The sequence below is a fragment of the Neobacillus massiliamazoniensis genome, assembly GCF_001048695.1.
Taxonomy (GTDB): domain Bacteria; phylum Bacillota; class Bacilli; order Bacillales; family Cytobacillaceae; genus Neobacillus; species Neobacillus massiliamazoniensis.
On the sequence record NZ_CVRB01000003.1, the window covers coordinates 941,858 to 962,219 of the forward strand.

Here is a 20,362-nt window from a genome sequence, read left to right on the forward strand (position 1 = left end):
ATATCTAGCGCTATACTTGAATTTCGTCCATTATAAAAAAATGCATACAGGTCAGCAGATAAAATGAAAAGAACTAATAACCAAAATAATTTAGAATGCAATGGACAGGCAAGTATTAGAAAAAGCCATTATTTGAGACACTCAAATAATGGCTTTTTTATTAAAATAAAAGAATATTACTTTTTATTTCATGACTCCATTACTATTCACGTATTACCAAACTCCGTTTGATAATACCCATGCATTCGTCAACATTTCACCGTTCGCACCAACATAATCCCACTTGCCATTGGTTTGTACCCATGATTTTGTTAACATTTCACCATTGGCGCCAACATAGTACCATTTGTCTTTGGTCTGTACCCATGCATTGACAAGCATTTTCCCATTAGTTCCAAGGTAATACCAGTTGCCTGAAGTTTGTACCCATGCATTTATTAGCATAGCATTGTTGGTACCATAGTAATACCAGTCGCCATTTATTAATTTCCAGCCTTGTGTAAATGAAACTTTAACTTCAGTAGTTTGACTTACATTTCCTGCTGCATCGGTAGCTGTAACGACTATGATAGTTCCGCCAGCTTGTTTTGCTATAGTGATCATAAAGTTTCCAGCTTTATTAGCAGTTGTTTTGCCAATTTCTTTACCATTTACAAACGCTTTAACGGTTGAACCGGCTTCTGCTGTTCCTTTAATTTTAACGTCATTATCTGCTACGCCATTGACGATTGGTGCTAGAGGTGGAGTTCCATCAAGGACAACAATTTCTGTTTTATCGCTTACGTTACCAGCCTTGTCAGCTGCAAAGAATTGTATCTTCACACCTGCTTTTTGTTTTGTAATTTGAATAGCGAAATTACCTAACGCGTCAGCAGTGGTACGGCCAATTTCTTGAGTACCTACCATCGCAATAATTGTTGCGCCTGCTTCTGCTTTACCCTTAATCACTGTATCAGCATCTGATACAGGATTTACTACTGGTGCTGCTGGTGGTGTTACATCAAGAACAGTTATTTCTAAAGGATCACTAGTAATTCCTGCCGCATTAGTTGCGGTAACAGAAATCTTTGTTCCTGCCGCCTGTTTTGCAATCTTCATTTCGAATTTGCCGTCAACACCTGCAGTGGTACGGCCAATTTCTTTAGTGCCTACCATCGCAATAACTGTTGAGCCTACTTCTGCTTTACCCTTAATCACTGTATCGGCATCTGATACAAGACTTACTATTGGTGCTGCTGGTGGTGTCACATCTTTTACGGTTACTTCTGTTGCCGTACTTTCGTTACCAGCCGCATCTGTTGCTGTAACTGAAATTTTCGTTCCAGCGGCTTGCTTAGCAATCGTGATGATAAAGGTACCATCCGTATTGGCTGTTGTCCGGCCGATTTCTTTCCCTTCAACCTTGGCTACAACTGTTGAACCAGCTTCTGCTGTTCCTTTTATGACTGTATCAGCATCGCCAACACTGTTTACTACTGGTGCTTCCGGTGGTGTCACATCTTTTACAAAAACTTCTGTTGCCGTACTTACATTTCCAACAGCATCTGTTGCTGTGACAGAAATCTTCGTTCCAGCCGTTTGTTTCAGAATTGTAATGGTGAATTTGCCATCTGCTCCAGCAGTTGCATGACCAATTTCTGTTCCATTCACCTGTGCAACTACTGTTGAGCCAGCTTCCGCTGTACCGGTAATGACTAAATCTTTATCTGAAACCGGATTAACAACTGGTGCGTTTGGTTCAGCAGTGTGGGTACCAATCAATTCAGTTGTATTTCTAACACGAATACGATTCCCATCAGTAAATTTCCCTGCAAGACCTACCGCTTCTAACGTGTCACCAATCTTAAGATTTGGAACTGGACCGCTCTGATTCACCACGTATCCATCTGTAAATACTAAAGTTGGCCCTGATCCATCATCAATAATATAGGAGTTATCATCATATTTTGAAACGACTTTACCTTTTACCTTAATTAACTGACCTTGATTCTCTTCAGCATTAGAATCCAGTGTACTTACAGCCTTCGGTTCAATTGGTGTTCCGGTTCCAAGTTTGACAATACTATCGGCAAAGTTACCAAACTCTAATTCAAAGTTATTTTCAAATACTTTGATATGACCGTAAACGCGAATTTTATCTCCAACCTGTAAACTTCCTGCTGGCACATCATTAAAGGCCATGATTCCACCAGTACTATCTTGAATATAGGCTGCATCAAAGAAGGAAGTAGCTGTTACCGTTCCCTCAACAACGGCATTGGTTCCTTCAGTTAACTTACGTGCGTCTCCAATCGGCTTAACAACTGGTTCGAGATGCGATAACCAGTTCACTACATTTACTGCAAATGGATCATTACCTTTTGGATTATATGTTTGATCCATTTGTTTATCATTGAAGATATTCATACCTGATACAAATATTCTTCCAGTCCCCACCTGTTCAGTGGCGATAACCGGAATGATCGATCCGCCAGTCACGTTTTCTAAAGGAGGACCATTTTTACCATTTGATGTCTGAACATTGTATGGAACTGTATCAGATTTCACACTGGTTGTATCTTGGAATGTTGATTCATTTCCACTAACAAGTACATTTACAGAATCACTATTCGTTAATGGAACTTTATTCCCTGCCTCATCTTTCTTTGCAAGACTTGAACCACTGTAGTATTCAATTGTTGGAACAAAATCTGTTAACGTAGTGTTTTTAAATGGTGTTGGATGTAACCTTACAGAGAAATTAGATGTTGATGGTGTACCCCAGAAGTTACCATCATGGGTTTCATCAAACACACCATCATTGTTCACAAGAATGCTTGAACCAACACCAGATAAAATACCATTTAGGTTTTGGTTCGAACTACCAAAATTACTCTTTTCTGTCATTAATAATGAGCCGCCGTTCTTCACAAATTTATCAATGACTGAAATTTCACTAGTTGAATAAGCAGAAGCTGGATGAGTAATCACTAACACACTGACATTTTTTAACGCATCATCAGTAAGTGCTGTTGCGTTTTCGGCGATTGTATATCCCTGCTGCTTCATTAAGGTAGTGAAAAGTTTGAAGTTGTCTTTGTATGTGCCAGTATCTTGTTTTGTATTTTCATTGTTATGAGACCCATCAAGCATGATGACTTTATTTAATGGTGCCTTAATAGTAAATGATTGTGTATATTGATTGTTACCAAGATCATGTCCATCAGCAGCCGATAATACGACAATAATATTATGGGTGCCTGCTACTGGGCTGGTCCATGTTACGCTTGCTTGAGCTGATGTGTTAGCCGGTAGCGAATCAATTTGCGCATCTCCAATAAAATGTTTAGCATCAACACTATCATAATAGAAGTGTGCAGTTAATTGCTTCACGTCTACTGTTCCTTGATTACTAACTCCGGCAATTAGATTGGCAGATAAGCCGCCCACAATTGCACCATCAGGTGTGCTTACATCACTTACTTTAACAGCAAGATCTTTAGGTTGAGACCAGATAGGTGCAGAATAAATTTGGTCGCCATCTTTTTGCGTGACTTTCACGACAAACCATTGTTGGCCGCCTGCTACGGTAATACTTGGATGCCAATTAAAAGATGTTGAATCAGTTGTTGGTACGTATTTGTCGACCACCGTACCATGATTCGTAATTAACTCAACTTTAGCGATATTATCGTTTGATGGAGTTTTAATATAACTATACTCAGGATCTGATGCTTGTTCTAACACAGGATCACTGCCAGTAATATTAAAATCTAACGTATTCGTGTCAACTGTTGATCCCATATAGAAACCGCTAGCCGATACATCTAGCTTAAAGTTAGGATCTTCAGACATATAGACACGCATATTTTTCATCGCATCAAGAAGCGATTCCTGAGATAAATCCTTCGCGACGATAACGGTACGTTTTTTCGTTTGTCCCCATGTAGCATCATGGTTATCTTCACCATATGTTGGTGCAACATGCCATCCTAAATCGAGGGCACTATAATATTTATCCTCCGCATTTGCATATGAATACTTTCCTGATCCATTCCCTACTTCAATCATCGTGAATAGCCTGTCTAGGTTTTTATTATATGGAATAAAATTATCAAACGCATTGGCAGACATTTTTGGATGGTTGAACTGGGCGGCAATATTATCATATGTTAGCACCCAACTATAATATTTTTGAAGGTTTTGATAAGCTCCACCGTCGACAACTCGGTCAATGAAGTTATCTGTCCCAAATACATTGGAATGGCCCCATGTTGTCGAAGTCATTTCGAATGCAGGGAAGACAACAAAGCTTCCATCCTTCGTATATTGCTTAGCGAGATTCTTCGTTAATTGCCAATCAGGACCACCAGTTCTTTCTTTCATTCCACCATGATCGACCGTATCTTTATTAACAAGACTTGAATCAATGTCATGAGAATGGTCTGAGAAGGCAAAGAAATCGTAATGATATTTTTGTGCTGCTTTTAAGGCATCCTCAGGGTTTCCAGTAGCATCATGAGAAATATTTGTGTGGTTATGTGTCGTACCACGATAATGATTTCCACCTGTAAATCTTTGTGCAACCGTGAATTTCCAAGTAAAGGTAGATGGATTTCCTAATTTATCCTTAGCAGAAACAGTTACAGCGTGTTCCCCTTCAGTTAATTCATTGTCTTTTGTCAGATCCAACTTAATTTGCGATTCGCTAATTACTGCATTTGAAGTGTAATCCTTACCATCAATGGAAATTGTCGCTGAAGAAGCGTTCACTCCATTTGGATCGTTCATATCAACTGAAATAGTTGGATGTCTTGAATCAATATGGTCTCCCTCAATTGGTGACATTTTAGAAAACGCAGGACCATCTTTATCTTCTACCACATCAACGGATATAGGGTTTGCAGCAGAACCTACTGATTTTGTATCATCACTGTTGATAGCTTCAATATAATAGAGAAATTTCCCTTGAGGAACGTTTGCCTGTTGAATTTTCCCATTATAATTTTTCTTATCTGCAGTGGTCATGTTGATTGATTGATAGGATGCATCATTTTGCCCTCTGTAATAAATCTTTACAGAGTCAGCATTTTTAGCAGTTGCCGTGAAAGCAACATCTACCCCGATATATGCTTTTGTTAATGGTGTATGATTTAATACTAATTGACCTTTTACATCACTACTACTTCTTGGCAATAAGAAATAACCAGCAGTAAAAGGTGCTGCTTTTTTATATTGATTGACTATACCAGTGAAGGTATAAGTTGCACCTTGTTCAATATTACTGATATCTCCTTGAAGACGAACGTTGGCTAAATTTCCGGCATCATCACTAACAGTAATATCATAAATTGGACCGGTCGATGGAATGTTCGTAACTTTTCCAGTAAAAGTTACTAATTTACTTTCTTTCGTTTCATTAAGAGAGCTAATAGAAATCTTTTCTGGTGTAGGTAGAAGATCATTTCCACCAAATCTGATTGCAGTTGGAATAAACTGTGTCATCCCTGCAGTAAATACAACATTTCCATCAATGCTATATTTATTTCCTGCTTTAATGGCGACAGATGGATCCAAATTGTTTACCACATTAATCGCACCAGTTGCATCTTGAATATAGAAATTTGTTTTTACATCGCCTGAAGGCATATTATCCGTTGTTGCTACACCTTCAATAGTTGTTTGATAGCCAATTGTAAACGGCAGTTCATTGGCATCATTTTTGCGCAATTCACTTATTGGTGTAACAGCACCAGTAGTGCCTGCCGCATTAATTCTTGCATAACTACTTTCTTTCGGAGTAGGTTGCGATGAATCTGTATGCGTCAAGTAAACTACCGAACTATTAGTTGTATCAGTAAAGCTCAAGGTAAATGAACCGTCTGGAGCTGCAGTTGCAGTTTGTTTATTAGCTAATGTACCAGAATTCTCTAAATAAGCTTTTACAGTTGAAGATCCAGGAACAGAACCAGCTTGTCCAACAATCGTAGAGGTACCATTTGCTTTTGTAAAACTTATTTTTGATGCATCAGGTGTAAGCATAAATGCTGAATTATGAACCACCATTTCATCAGAATAGTTAGCACCTGTTGGTTTATTCATCACAAAATCTTTTGAAGGATCTTTTGTAAACCAGCCATTGCCCATTCCATATGCTGTACGAGGATCTGAGCCGATATTTGTTTTACGTTGGATTGTACCTCCGCCAATAGTAGAATCGGAGATTGGACTTCCCCAATATAAAGGGTTTTTGAAAGTAGCTGTGCCGTTTGTATATGCTAATAAATCAATCGCATCAGGGTCATCCACACCTGTTACCGCTGTTTTCTTCTTGGCAAGAACGATTGCACCGCCTGTTGAACCACTTGGATTTAACGTAGTCGTAGCATCAGGTTTCACTGGAAGGTCTTGACCAGTTGTTCCTGCAGCAGCAGCAATAAGGAAATAACCATGCGCTTTAATGACACCTGATAATGACTGTCCAGCACCAAAACTCATTGTAGAAGCTGAGGTATATGCAATGGACCATCCAGACAAATCAATATCTTTATTGGTGTTATTGTAAAGCTCGAAGAATTTTGTTTTGTAAAAAGCACCGCTGTTCCCACCGTTAACGTAAATTTGACTAAATACTACGTCTCCTGGTGAAATTACAGAAGGATTTTGGGTAGAACCGCTGTAATTGACAGCAACCTTGTCGCTTGGGTCTTTTCCAGCTTCTTGTGCTGTTAGGTTTATTACTGATTTTGATAGAGGGTTTGCAAATGTTAAGGTAAATGACCCATCTGCGCTAGCAGCTGTAGTAGCTACAACAGTGTTATCATCAAAGTAGAGTTTAACTGTTGCATTATTTGCTACCGCGCCTGCAGAACCAGTGACACTTGTATAGGTTGCATAAGTTATCTTAGAAGCAACAGGAGCTGGTGTTTTTTGAATAACAGTTCCTGAATAGTTCACCGCAACTTTATCACTTGGATCTTTACTCGTTTCTTGTGCTATAACATAAACAACTTGTTTTGATTGCGGGTTGGAAATGGTTGCGGTAAATGAACCATCTTGAGCAGCAGTTGCAGACCCCAAAGAATTGTTGCTATCATCATAAATGTTCACTTGTGCATTAGGGGCAACCGCACCCGGATCACCAACAACGCTTGTCATCGATGAATAGGATATTTTTGTTGCATCAGGTGATGCTGTTTTTGAAAGTACAGGTCCACCAGTAGTCTGACCCATGAAAACGATATCTGCAATTTGGCTTGTTCCGCCAGCAGCGACTGAACCACCATTTATCGATGAATTTGAACTATTTAGCCATCTTACATAAATTAGATCTTTATCAGCTGCCTCACTTGGTAATGCTACATTCGTTAAAACACCACTAGTCCAGTTATTAGCAACAGTGATCGTTCCATTGAGAACATCAGACCAATTGCTATTATCTAAACTGTATTGCAGCTTAAAATCTTTAGGTCCAGTGTTGGAACCTCTCTGCTTTGATGACACATTAATAGTTTGAAAACCTTTTGTAGATAATGAGACTTGCCAATAGGCCGGACCATTTGTCCAAGTGGTAGAAGTAGGAACAGTAATACCTGTTGTAGGACCTCCGGCATATCCAGTCATTGATGCACCTGAGATGGACAATGCCTTATCAAGGTTTGCCGGTACACCATCTGTTGCTACTAATTTTTTCGTAGTGTCAGTTGTACTAAAATCCCATTTAGCTAATGTAACAGGATTTGAATCTGCTTTTGCAAAATTAGGACTAATCAGTGAAAAAAGCATGAGCACAGTTAGAAATAGGCTAATGTATTTTTTATGCTTGTTGATCGTTCTGTGCACTAAAAAACCCCTCCTATAGATTTCTTTGAAAACCCTTTCATAAAGACTTAGATAATGACAATAACAATGGTAATTAGACCCTATTATTCCTCTATTACCCCTTTCTAGTAAATTACTACTTGCTTGATAATATTATTACAATTTTAGGGATTATTCTACAATATTCTACATAATTTACTAATTCTTAATTTTGAATTTACATTAATTATGTTATATTTATCGTGATTCTATAAATAGGAGAATGTCCCAAAACAAAGTGTCAGACACCTCAACACAAGTGAGAAGTCAGACCCTTTCAAGACATGAAAAGCAAACAAATAAACTTTTACAATTACGCCCGGAGGTTTCAAATGAGGAGAGTTTTCTTTGATAAAGCAGTTGAATTTTTATATACATATGGCCGTCGTTCTATTATCCTCCTAACTATATCTTTCGTTCTATTACTTACTATGAACCAAAAAGCCCAAGCTCATGCCTATAGTGCAAGTTATACAACAATAAATTTATTAAAATCTCAAACAATCATGACTTTTGCATTAGATGAAGTTTCAGTAATAGAATTAACAGATGGCGATGTTAATAGGAATGGGATGTTAGATCCCGACGAATTCGAAGCAATCAAGGATAAAATTGCATCAATCATAAAGAAAAATGTCGTTTTAAAAATCGATGGTGTGCCACAAGAATGGTCCAAATTAGATAAAATAGAGCTAAACAGAAAAGGAGATGCAACCCAACTAATTCTTAATGTTGAATATCCTGCCATTCAATCCTCTCAATCTATTTCATTCTCTGACAATTTATATGTAAATAGTCATTCTAGTACGACCTATGTAGACTTATTAAAAGTCTACTATGGCAAAGAAACTAGCACATCCGCGCTTTCAGATAAAAATCGTACATGGTCAATGATTCTAAGCGACAGTGAATATACAGCCTTAAGTACTGATCCAAATAGTTCTCAGCCATTAACAAAACAGTCATCACAACCAAACCCGAAAACAAATCAGCATTCAACCGCTACTAAGCAACCTGGAAATTCAACAAATGACTGGGTTTCATTTCTGAAGCTTGGAATGAATCATATTCTAACAGGCTACGATCATTTACTATTTTTGCTTTCCCTTCTTATTGCTAGACAAAGTTTTAAACAATTTGTAAAAGTAATTACCGCTTTTACTATTGCTCATAGTATTACTTTAACATTGACTGTTTTGGGTGTGATTTCTGTCCCTTCCTATATTGTTGAACCTGCGATTGCAATGAGTATTTGCTATGTTGCCCTAGAAAATATTTTTCGTAAAAAAATCAGTCATCGCTGGGTGCTCACTTTTCTTTTCGGTCTAATTCACGGTATGGGGTTCGCTGATTTATTAACCTCGATGCATATCCCTAAGAGTGAATTAGCAATCGATTTAGCAAGTTTTAATATCGGTATTGAAATCATACAGCTAATAATCGTTGCTTTGTTATTGCCAGTTCTAACCTTTTTACATCGTTGGAAACATTCGAGATACGCTATTATCACGATTTCGACCATTGCATTTCTATTAGGTGGATTTTGGCTGATTGAGCGAATTTAAACATATATAAGGAGAGAAATCCCTTGAGGAATACTGCCATTCAGAAAGGTTCTAGTATCGGTTCAAACAAGCACTTTTTTGTCATTATTGCCTTAGTAATTGTCCTATTATTATATCTTGCTTCCACAGTGGGGATTGGTTCTCTCGTAACCAGCCCAAAGTTACAAGTGTTTAAGATGATGTTTATTAGTATCATCATTGAGGCTTTGCCATTTATTCTTATCGGAGTACTTGTCTCGGCCATCCTTCAAGTCTTTGTGACAGATGACATGATCCAAAAATTCATTCCTAAAAATCCAATATTAGGAATAATCACAGCAAGTGTGCTCGGGATCATCTTTCCGATTTGTGAGTGTGGGATGGTACCCGCGATTCGTAAATTAGTAAAAAAAGGAATGCCCTTATATGTAGCAACTACATTTATTTTGGTTGGACCGATCCTAAACCCAATTGTGTTTCTATCAACAATAACCGCCTTTCGTAATCAACCTAACGTTGCCTATAGTCGTATGGGGTTAGCATTTGTAATTGCGCTTATCGTGGGTCTCATCGTTTATAAATTTGTGAAATCTAATCAATTAAGAGATGAACTGAGCCCATTAAATAAACAAAGTCATCACCATGAGCACGAGCATCATCCTACAAGTTCAGAAAAACCAAAAAATAATAAATTTATCGAAGTAATGGGGCACACTGTCAGTGAATTTTTTGATATGGGGAAATACTTATTATTTGGATCTATTTTAGTCGCTTTAATTCAAGTATTTGTTTCGCAAAGCAGCCTAGTTGCATTAGGAAAAACTGGACCGCTATCCAATTTAGTCATGATGGGACTCGGATTTATTTTATCTCTTTGTTCAACATCGGATGCCTTTGTCGCTCAATCATTACAGACCATTTTCTCAAAGAGCTCCTTGGTTGGATTTATGGTATTTGGACCAATGGTCAATTTAAAAGGGATTCTCATGATGCTTGCTGTATTTAAAACAAAATTTGTCATCATGCTTTGTTCCCTTGTTTTCATTTTTGTATTTGTCGGGACACTCGTTTTACAATTGATGATTTAATCATTCTGTCTGATCAAAAGGCTGTGTTAAACTTGCCTGTTGATTTGCGCTCAAGAAGCGAGCATCCGCGGGCGTTCCGGGGAGCCTCCTCGGCGCTTAAGCGCCTGTGGGGTCTCCCCTGCCCCGTACTCCCGCAGGAGTCTCGCGCCTTCCGCTCCAATCAACATAGTTTCAAAAATCAACAATGACCTTTAACACAGCCTATCAAAAAAGTAAGGTAGTGATTTGATTGAGCAATACAATTCGTTCCGTGAATGTCCATCATTTTTTAAAAGCAGCCATCCTTCTTGGTTTTTCAATCTATATTTTATTACTAACCTTTACAGGTGATATTCTACAATTTATCGTCCCGCAGCTTGTGATTTATGTGAAAATTGCAGGTGTATTTTTGATTATTGTCGCAGCATTTCAATTTTATATTGCTTTTCTATCATTAAAAAAACCGGTTATCATTTGTGAATGCGGCCATGGCCATGAACAAGATGGAGAAAGTGTTCTCGGTCACGACCATCATCATCTTTTAAAAAAATCATTAGGCAAAGACATTTTTATCTATAGTTTATTTCTATTACCACTTGCTCTCGGTTTCTTGCTACCTAATCACACTCTGTCTAGTTCGCTGGTAAATACGAGAGGAATGAATTTAAACGGATTAACAGCACAACATGCATCAAAAGGAGCTGCTGTTGAAGTGGTTGGAAATGAAGATCCTAAACTTAAAGAAATGTTTAAAGCTGATGTGTATAATCGGGATTATGCAAAGCTTGGAATGATGATTTATAAAGAAGATGTTATTGAAATGAAAGACAAGTGGTTCATTGAAAAATTGCAATCAATGAATACATTTGTTGATAATTTTCAAAATAAAAAAATTAAAATAAAAGGTTTTATCTACCGTGAATCTGGCTTATCTGCCAATCAATTTATCATTGCCAGAATGGGCATGACCCATTGTATTAATGATATTTCACCGTTTGGAATTATAGCTGAAACAGCTAATTCAAGCCAATATGCAAATGATTCTTGGGTCACTCTAACAGGAACAATCGGTAAAACTACATTTAATGGTCAAACAGTCATTAAAATCAATGTTGAAAAATCAGAACCGGCTGTGGCTCCAAGTGTTCCATATGTTTATCCAGATTGGAATTTTGGTTCTAAATTGTAGTTTTAACATAAATCGGTATGAGGTGTTTTCATGTTACTTAAGGTCGGCAGTATCTTATTAGTACTTCTTATTACAGGCTATTATATTTACCACTTTTATCTAAATAAAGAGAAGTACTTGGGGTTGATTAGCAAAATTACGTCTTTCTTATTTGGAATATCCGCAGCAGCCTTAGGATTTTCATTCATACTAACATCAAATTATAATCTTTTTTTTACGATGGTAATTGGTTTACTTTTCGCCATTTCATGTGGATTCACTGTAAAAAAAATATTCCAAATTGAAAAATGGATGAATCAATCTTTATCCTCTCTTCTCGGATACCTAGTCGGTGCCTTTATCGGATATATGACGTTTATTTCAACTAAACCTTTTCTAATCGTAGACGTCCTCTATATTGTAATCATCTACCTAATGTTGATGTACTCTGATAAAAAGGCAGCGGAAACCTTTCAAAAGAAAAGCACGAAAAAGAAGGGAAAACAAAAGCCTGCTTCTAATGCCCCTTCAATTTTATTAGCAGCAACACTTCTTATATTCGTAGTTGCTCTTTCTATAAATGTGAAAAGCATAAAAGCTGGAATTATTGGTCAGCCGCAAAACCAAACTGCTACACAGGATGAACAGAATGACCTGCAAAACGCAAGCATTCATGTTACTCCATCAGGATTTAATCCAAAAAACACGACTCTTAAAGCTAAAACAATGCTTAAAGTTATTTTTGATGTAGATCAACATGTCGGGAACAATGTAAAATTAATCTCCACCGACTTAAATCTGAGCGTGAATCTAAAAAAAGGAGAAAATATTGTTCTTTTAGACAATCCTTTAAAAGGCCTATACCAAATCAAGATAGAACCGGGAAACTTCACCGGAACATTAACTGTGAAATAGCAATAAAGACGAATAAAGGAGTGCCATCCAAGTGATTGATGCTCCTTTTTCGTCTCTTTTTTATCACTCAATCCCGCTAATCAGCATTCCACCATTGCTTTTTTTTCAAAAATATTGAGATAATAGCTTAATGAAATTTTTTTAAAACGAGGGATTCAAAAGATGTCAAAAAGCACGAATAAAACACAAAATATAGCGACGATTTCACTTGCGATCATGGCAATTGGATTTGTTGCTACCGTACCATTGCAACATTCATTTTGGGGAGCACTTCTTCAAGGTGGGTTCGAGGCCGGTTTAGTCGGGGGATTGGCTGACTGGTTTGCTGTTACTGCTCTATTTCGTCATCCAATGGGTGTACCCATCCCCCATACAGCACTATTACCAAAAAACCGTGAGAGAATCACTGCTTCTATCATTTCAATGCTGGAAAATAATTGGCTGACAAAAGAAAGCATTCGGAAAAAAATAACTGCCTTCCAGTTTACTGAAAAACTGTTTGCTCTTGCAGACAAAGAAATACATTCACCTGCCATTCAAAAAAATAGTATTTATCTTATCAAACACTTAATCGATAAGGTAGATATAGAAAAAATTGCTCCATTCGTTGAAAAAGAATTAAAATCCCGTTTGAGCGATTGGAATATTAAAAATGTTCTTCCAGGCTTAATTGACCAGATTGCCAAACGAAAATACGACGAAAAAACACTTGATTATATCTTGAAGGAAATTGATGAATGGTCTCAAAAAGATGATACAAAAACTAAACTTGGGAGGATGGCGCTCGAAGCTATTGAAAATGTTAAAGCAGATGGCTTTATGCAATTTGCGTTAAAATCATTCACCAATCTTGTTAACGAGGAAAGATTAGGGAATATCATACAAAGTCTCATCCAAAAAGCGGTAAACAGCTACCAAGACCCTTTCAACCTAAATAGGCAAACATTGCTGTTCCACATTCATAAAAAGCTAGAAAACTTGAAAACGGATGAAAAGCTTTATGAAGAAATAAATGCTTTAAAAGCACAGCTGATTTCTGATTGGAAACCGAATGAACAAATCGTTAACGTCCTTCAGCAGTTGAAAGATAAAGCTATTGATATGGTAGAACAGCCTTTCTTTTTCGCAGTATATGTGGAACCACTTTTAAGAAATGGACTCGATGGATTGAAAAACGATGAAAAGAAAGTTGTTGCTATGGAAACATGGCTTAAGAAGCAAGTAATCGATTTTGTTGAAAAAAATCATTCGAAAATCGGAAAACTTGTAGCGGAAAATCTAGAAAAGCTAGATAATGAGACACTTATTCAAATGCTTGAAACGAACATTGGTAAGGACTTACAATGGATTCGTGTGAATGGAGCAGTTTGTGGCTTTTTTATTGGACTTTTATTAGTCGGTATTCGATCATTTTTTTAATAATTCTTTTTAAAAAGCTATTTTGAATATATTTCAAAATAGCTTTTTTTATTTGAAGTTCCCCTGTTTTCCCGCTTTTAAGCAAAAAAATATTTTCCTTGTCCTTAAAAAGGATCCGTTCTTTTTTAAAATAGTGCTTCATATTTAGTACTGTAGTCACTATTTTTCAATGAAAAAGGAGGCTGTGGAATGGGAATCAAATTTATAAAAATCTCTGTTGTTTATTTTGTCATTGGAGTTTTGATTGGGATGTATATGTCGATGGCCGAGAAATTCACATTTACACCGGTTCATGTCCATATTAATTTGTTAGGTTGGATGTCAATGGCATTAGCGGGGTTGATTTATGTAGCATTTCCAGCTGCCGCTGGGACGACAATGGCAAAGGTTCATTTTTGGCTCCATAACATTGGTCTTCCCATCATGATGATTGCACTTGCCTTTCTCGTATCAGGTGCCGAGAATGCGACTCCTGCAGTGGCTGTTGGTAGTACATTAGTGGTATTAGGTGTAATCATCTTTGCAATAAATATCATAAAGAATGTCAAAGGATAGTATTCTTTATTAGGGTTTATAATACAATATTGGACTAATTATTTTATTCCATTTTAAAGGGCTATCTTGATAATCAAGATAGCCCTAATTTCATGTTTGCTTAAGCAAATGTCACCTTTGACCAAGCACTTCTAGCTCCAACGCCTAAGGGCTCGGTTCATTTCTTTTTAGTATGATCTGTAGACGTATTGGTCGGCTGGCGCAGAGGTTTTAGACCATTTATCAACTTGCACATAAGGGATAGTCGTTTTAAATGGCTGATAATACATTGTCGATATTTTCCCTTTCACCGTAATCCACTCGTCATTCTTTAGATTTACCCCAGAAGGCATATCAACAAGCATACCAAAAACGCCGGCATCCGCGATACAATGAATGACACCAAATCGGAGAATGAGCAGTTGATTTTTGTCAGGGTTATCAGGGTCATGAAAAACAAATCCTTTGAATTCAAGCTCCCGACCATCGAATTCCCCTGGAAAATTATAAATGGTTTCCATTCCATCTAAAAAGTCCTTATCGTTTAATGTAATCGAGTTTTGATTAATATATTTTTTCTTAGATTTATTAATAAAGGCCTCATAATCGTCTTTTCCGTAATAAATACTTGTATCAGGACGAAGGAATTCCTGCTGGAAATAAGGGTCCTTCGTGTCATAGATTGGAAAATGAAATCCTTTTGATTTAACAATATTAGAATCAAGCGTCGCAATCGGAAAAAATAAGCCTGAAACAATCGGAAAAAGAAAAATAGGATAAACGACAAGCTTTTTATACCACTTATCTTCCTTGGAGTGATTGTGGCCACAATGATCATGGTCACAAGCAGCTTCTTTAGGATCATCCTTTGCCAACATACATATCTGAACAATAGTCAAAACTGCCAAGGCATAGCCAGCAGCAGCCGATAGATATGAATATTTCATATTGATATATTTAGAAATATCACCAGTAAGATGCAGTTTAAAAAGTAAATAAGTGAAGCCAATTAAAATGATACTTCTGATCATGGTCCCACCTCCTTAAAAAAACAACGAGTACACTAACACACAAACAAATATACTTGAAACAATCATCAATACTAAGCGCTTTTTAAAGGTTGACAGCATCATCATTAAATTCTTGATGTCAACCATTGGTCCGAAAATTAAAAAGGCTAAAAGCGCCCCAGTCGAAAATGTAGTTCTAAATGATGAAGCAATAAAGGCATCTGCTTCTGAACATAAAGAAAGAATAAATGATAAAGCCATCATTACTATAGATGACCCAGCCTTACCATGGCCAATCGAAACAAGAGTAGCTGTTTTCACATACGTTTGCACAGCTGCTGCGATAAAGGAACCAATGACTAAATATTTCCCCATAGAGAAAAATTCATCAACAGCATGCTCCAGTGTTTGCCAAATTTTCTTCATGAATGGTGTTTTTTCATGTGAATGATGATGATGAATGTGGAAATTTTCATTAAATGGATTGCCTTTAAAACGATAGGCGATAAAAATACCTACGATGTTCGCAACAAACAAAGCGCCCATTGCCCGAAAAATCGCCATTTTCCAATCGCTTCCGAATGCAATAAAGGTTGCAAATAAAACCACCGGATTGATAATCGGTGCCGTTAACATAAAAGCGATACCGGCTGAAATAGGCACACCCTTCGCAACAAGCCTGCTGACAATCGGGACAATCCCGCATTCACATGATGGAAATAATATGCCAATAAAACTAGCAAAAATAACAGCAAGGATTTTGTTCTTAGGCATAATTTTTGCAATCATTTCTTCGGTCACAAATATTTGAATGATTCCCGAGATTAGAACTCCAAGAGTCACAAATGGCAAGGCTTCAATTAATATCGAAATAAAAATGGTATTCATCTCTAAAAATCTTTGCGGTAATGATATACCAAACATAGTTGTCCTCCTATATAACCTGAACTCTCGGAGTCTACTATACTCCCAATTGATGTATTTCGTCCAACGAAAAATATGGAATTCATTAAATTCTAATATAAAACCACGACAAGTATAGGCAAAAACAAAAGGTCAGTCCCTCTTCAAGAGAGTTTAGACCCTTTAGAGACAACATCAGATATCAATAAGAATAACAAAACAAAGAGGCTGTCCCAAAATGTGACAGGCCCCACTATATATACAAAGTTCATAATAATTTTTCCACAATGTTGATTGGAGCGGAAGGCGCTCGACTCCTGCGGAGTACGGGGCCGGGGAGCCACTAGAGCGGAAATCAACAGACAAGTTTAACAGACCATTAAAAAAAGGAGTGCCTCCAAAAAGTTATACTTTTGGGACACCCTCTTTATTCATGGTTGATAAGGCTTTAAATTTTCTTTTCGCTGCTTCGCTTTTTCTTCATTGCTTTTATTATAGTCGTAATTGTAGATAGCTCCTTCCCAGTCACCATACATTGGATTTGGAAAGACGATCAGTTTTTTACCAAACTCCTCTCTATGATTGTCGACTGCTTGTATCCTGTCTGTTACAGATAATTGGTCAAAGCCACTAAAATCACTTAAATTGTCTCCAAACAATAAGAGAATATCATGGGTTTTAGCCACCTGCTGTCTTCGGACTTCCTTACTTTTTTCCCCTGGCTGACGTAATAATACATGGTTTTCATCTGCTTGAGGTGCACCGACCAACTGTAAATTTTTTATTGTTGCCTCTTTCTGATTCTCCTTGCGATTCGATATGTAGTATAGGTCAACACCCTTTGCATAGGCGTATTGGAGAAATTCAACAGCACCTGGCAGTGCTTTAGTTTGTGCTAAAGGAAACCACTCGTCCCAGTTATAGTCTTTCCCTGTGACAACACTCCATGCCTGATATGGACTATTATCCAAAATCGTCTCGTCAATATCTAAAACAACCGCTGGCTTCAAGCCTTTCATTTGCTTTTTTTTCAACAGTTCATTCAACCTCATTTTACCAATGGAATATCCTTGGTAATATAATGCTTTTGCTTCTCCACTAGATTGAAACCAGAGAACAGACATTGTATTTTGTTCTTGCAGATGAGAAGGAGGTTTGGTTAAATTTTGCGCCATTACATTTATACTATAAAGTGAAAAAAAGAAAGAGATCATCATAAAAAATGACAAATATTTTTTCATTATATAAAGCCTCCTTTTTCTTACAAGGCTAGTATGTGAAAAAACATGCTAATGAATTATGGAAATTTTTTCATTTGTGATTTAACACGTAAACTTTCGATTTTTCTTTCCACTTTTTTCGTTTAAAATAATACTTGAACGATTGGTACTTTTAATACGGAGGGAAAATACTTGGATTTACTACAAAACGATCCTTTTAAGGCACCATTTGAAAGTTTAGATGAGTTTGCAGATTTCATCAGTGAAGTATTACAATGCCCGATTACCATTGAAGATGCAAATCACCGACTCATAGCATATAGCACTCACGATGAAAGAACGGATCCTGCTAGAATTTCGACTATCATCGGCCGCAGAGTACCGGAAAAAGTCATTAATCAATTGTGGAAAGAAGGAACGATCCCCACCCTATTAAGGTCAAGCGAACCTGTCCGTGTAAAAAGCATGAACGAAATAGGATTAAGTAATCGAGTCGCTATTTCAATTTGGAAACAAGAAGAAGTAATAGGCTTCATTTGGGCAATAGAAATTGATAAATCGCTAACAGAAAAGGATTTCATCCTGTTAAAAAAAGCTGCGGACGCAGCTAAAAATAAGCTTTTACAGCTACAGACGCGGAAAAATAAAAAGGAAGAGCGATTACAAGAATTCTTTTGGAAGTTGCTGACCGGACACCTAAAGCTAAATGATGAAATTATCGAGCACTTCCATGATCTGAAAATTACGCCTGCCTTATCCTTTGCAGTCCTAGTTTTCAAATTTCAAGAAAATATAACAAGCAAAAATGAACAAAACATCATCTATCTATTGAAAACAAACCAACGATTAAAAATTATGCTTTACACTATTGATTATAATCAGCTAATTTTACTTGTCGCTGTCAACAATATCGATTACCCTTTTCAGGAACTTGAGCATTTCACGAAAACATTTATTTTAAAAATGAGCGATCGATATGGTATAGACCAAATCACCCCAGTGTACAGTACTATATATGAAGATTATCAAAAAATCAGAGTGGCTTATCATGAAGCATTGACCGTTTTATCGATAAAAAGAAAATTCCCGTTTGAAACGGAGCATATTTATAGCTATCAGAAGCTTGGGATTTATCAGCTTTTTGATTTGGTTTTAGATAGTAGAAAAGGCGAAGAATACAGCAATCATACATTAAAAAATCTCCATGAATACGATAAAAAGCATAATAGTAACCTTGTGGAAACGCTTGAGGTATTTCTTAACAAAGATACCAATATAAATGATGCTGCAAAGGAATTAAATATTCATGCTAATACACTAAATTATCGACTTAAGCGGATTGCAGAAGTTGGAGAAGTTGATTTAAAGGACCCAAGTCAAAAGATGCTATTATTCTTAGATTTAAAGTTGGAAAAATATCAAAGAAACTAGATGTTTTGTGAAAATCACCAAAAATGAACGAAATCTTTCTCTTTTCTTCACAATGAAAATAAATAAAAAACAATTTATACTGATTCCATAGTATTTATTATTGTGTGAAGGGGAGAATTTGAAATGTATATCGGTGTCCCAAAAGAAATTAAAAATAATGAAAATAGGGTTGCTTTAACACCATCTGGGGTTGTTTCGTTCTTAAATGTTGGTCATACTGTATATGTGGAAAAAGACGCCGGAATTGGAAGCGGTTTCACAAATGAAGATTATGCTAAAGCGGGCGCTTATATCATTGATGATGCAGAAAAATTATGGACTCAATCCGAAATGATTATGAAAGTAAAAGAGCCTCTTGCAAGCGAATACAAGTTTTTCCGACCAGGATTAATATTATTTACTTACTTGCATCTTGCTGCAGAGCCTGCATTAACACAAGCTCTTAAAGAAAACGGAGTTATTGCCATTGCTTATGAAACAGTATCTGTTGACAAACATCTTCCATTGCTTACACCAATGAGTGAAGTGGCGGGAAGAATGGCGACACAAATCGGTGCACAATTCCTACAAAAGAACAATGGCGGACAAGGGATCCTTCTCGCTGGTGTACCGGGTGTTAACCGTGGAAAAGTCACCATTATTGGAGGAGGAATTGTTGGAACCAACGCTGCGAAAATGGCGATTGGTTTAGGTGCCGATGTAACCATTATTGACTTAAGCGCTGACCGTCTTCGTCAATTAGATGATATTTTTGGCAATCAAATAAAAACTTTAATGTCCAATCCGATGAATATTGCTGAGGCTGTGGCAGAAGCTGATCTTCTAATTGGTGCAGTTTTAATCCCTGGTGCAAAAGCTCCTAAGCTTGTAAAGGAAGAAATGGTTAAATCGATGAAGCCAGGATCGGTGATCGTCGATGTTGCTATCGACCAGGGTGGAATTGTTGAAACATGTGATCATGTTACAACACATGACAATCCGACCTTTGTAAAACACGGAGTGATTCACTATTCAGTTGCGAATATGCCTGGTGCCGTTCCTAGAACTTCTACTATCGCATTAACAAATGTTACCGTTCCATTCGCATTGCAGATTGCAAATAAGGGAGTTTATAAGGCCATTGCCGAAAATAAAGCATTAATGCTAGGGGTAAACGTAGCAAATGGCGCAATCACTTATGAAGCAGTTGCGAAGGATCTTGGTTATGAATATGTAACAGTTGAAAATGCATTACAGAAAGAACTGCAAGCCATTTAATCCATGTAAAAAGGAATCCTCCCGATATTCTCGGGGGGATTTTTTAGTATACAAT

The 20,362-nt window shown here is 37.0% G+C and carries 12 protein-coding genes; 8 read left to right on the forward strand and 4 right to left on the reverse strand.

Annotation, left to right across the window (positions count from 1 at the left end):
• Positions 1–213: 213 nt before the first annotated feature.
• A complete protein-coding gene (locus tag BN1082_RS17390; protein ID WP_090636296.1) occupies positions 214–7,821 on the reverse strand; it encodes an Ig-like domain-containing protein in 7,608 nt (2,535 codons plus the stop codon).
• Positions 7,822–8,171: 350 nt separating this feature from the next.
• On the opposite strand from BN1082_RS17390, the gene BN1082_RS17395 reads away from it, so the two are divergent.
• From BN1082_RS17395 to BN1082_RS17425, 6 genes are all read left to right on the forward strand, one after another.
• Positions 8,172–9,404, forward strand: a complete 1,233-nt coding sequence (locus BN1082_RS17395) for a HupE/UreJ family protein (protein ID WP_176699847.1) — start codon at positions 8,172–8,174, stop codon at positions 9,402–9,404.
• A gap of 23 nt (positions 9,405–9,427) precedes the next feature.
• On the forward strand, positions 9,428–10,471 hold the full coding sequence (locus BN1082_RS17400; RefSeq protein ID WP_245640471.1) for a permease: 1,044 nt from the start codon (positions 9,428–9,430) through the stop codon (positions 10,469–10,471).
• Between the two features lie 229 nt (positions 10,472–10,700).
• On the forward strand, positions 10,701–11,639 hold the full coding sequence (locus BN1082_RS17405) for a TIGR03943 family putative permease subunit (protein ID WP_090636301.1): 939 nt from the start codon (positions 10,701–10,703) through the stop codon (positions 11,637–11,639).
• 30 nt (positions 11,640–11,669) lie between these two features.
• Complete coding sequence (locus BN1082_RS17410) at positions 11,670–12,533, forward strand: hypothetical protein (RefSeq protein WP_090636303.1); 864 nt, start codon at positions 11,670–11,672, stop codon at positions 12,531–12,533.
• 162 nt (positions 12,534–12,695) lie between these two features.
• Entirely contained in the window at positions 12,696–13,952 is a 1,257-nt protein-coding gene (locus BN1082_RS17415) for a DUF445 domain-containing protein (protein ID WP_090636306.1), read from the forward strand.
• Positions 13,953–14,141: 189 nt separating this feature from the next.
• Positions 14,142–14,507, forward strand: coding sequence for a cytochrome-c oxidase (locus BN1082_RS17425; protein ID WP_090636311.1), 366 nt, complete (start codon positions 14,142–14,144; stop codon positions 14,505–14,507).
• 167 nt (positions 14,508–14,674) lie between these two features.
• On the opposite strand, the gene BN1082_RS17430 is transcribed toward BN1082_RS17425, so the two are convergent.
• The 3 genes from BN1082_RS17430 to BN1082_RS17440 all read right to left on the reverse strand — a co-directional run bounded on the left by BN1082_RS17430 (position 14,675) and on the right by BN1082_RS17440 (position 17,574).
• Entirely contained in the window at positions 14,675–15,517 is an 843-nt protein-coding gene (locus BN1082_RS17430; RefSeq protein WP_090636315.1) for a TIGR03943 family putative permease subunit, read from the reverse strand.
• Between the two features lie 12 nt (positions 15,518–15,529).
• Positions 15,530–16,420: a permease gene (locus tag BN1082_RS17435; RefSeq protein WP_090636317.1), complete on the reverse strand. Its 891-nt coding sequence runs from the start codon at positions 16,418–16,420 to the stop codon at positions 15,530–15,532.
• Between the two features lie 410 nt (positions 16,421–16,830).
• Positions 16,831–17,574, reverse strand: coding sequence for a 5'-nucleotidase, lipoprotein e(P4) family (locus tag BN1082_RS17440; RefSeq protein ID WP_425412175.1), 744 nt, complete (start codon positions 17,572–17,574; stop codon positions 16,831–16,833).
• A gap of 237 nt (positions 17,575–17,811) precedes the next feature.
• On the opposite strand from BN1082_RS17440, the gene BN1082_RS17445 reads away from it, so the two are divergent.
• Together BN1082_RS17445 and ald are read left to right on the forward strand one after the other, a co-directional pair.
• Positions 17,812–19,050: a PucR family transcriptional regulator gene (locus BN1082_RS17445; RefSeq protein WP_090636322.1), complete on the forward strand. Its 1,239-nt coding sequence runs from the start codon at positions 17,812–17,814 to the stop codon at positions 19,048–19,050.
• A gap of 123 nt (positions 19,051–19,173) precedes the next feature.
• On the forward strand, positions 19,174–20,307 hold the full coding sequence (gene ald / locus BN1082_RS17450; protein ID WP_090636325.1) for an alanine dehydrogenase: 1,134 nt from the start codon (positions 19,174–19,176) through the stop codon (positions 20,305–20,307).
• The last annotated feature ends 55 nt before the right edge of the window (positions 20,308–20,362 follow it).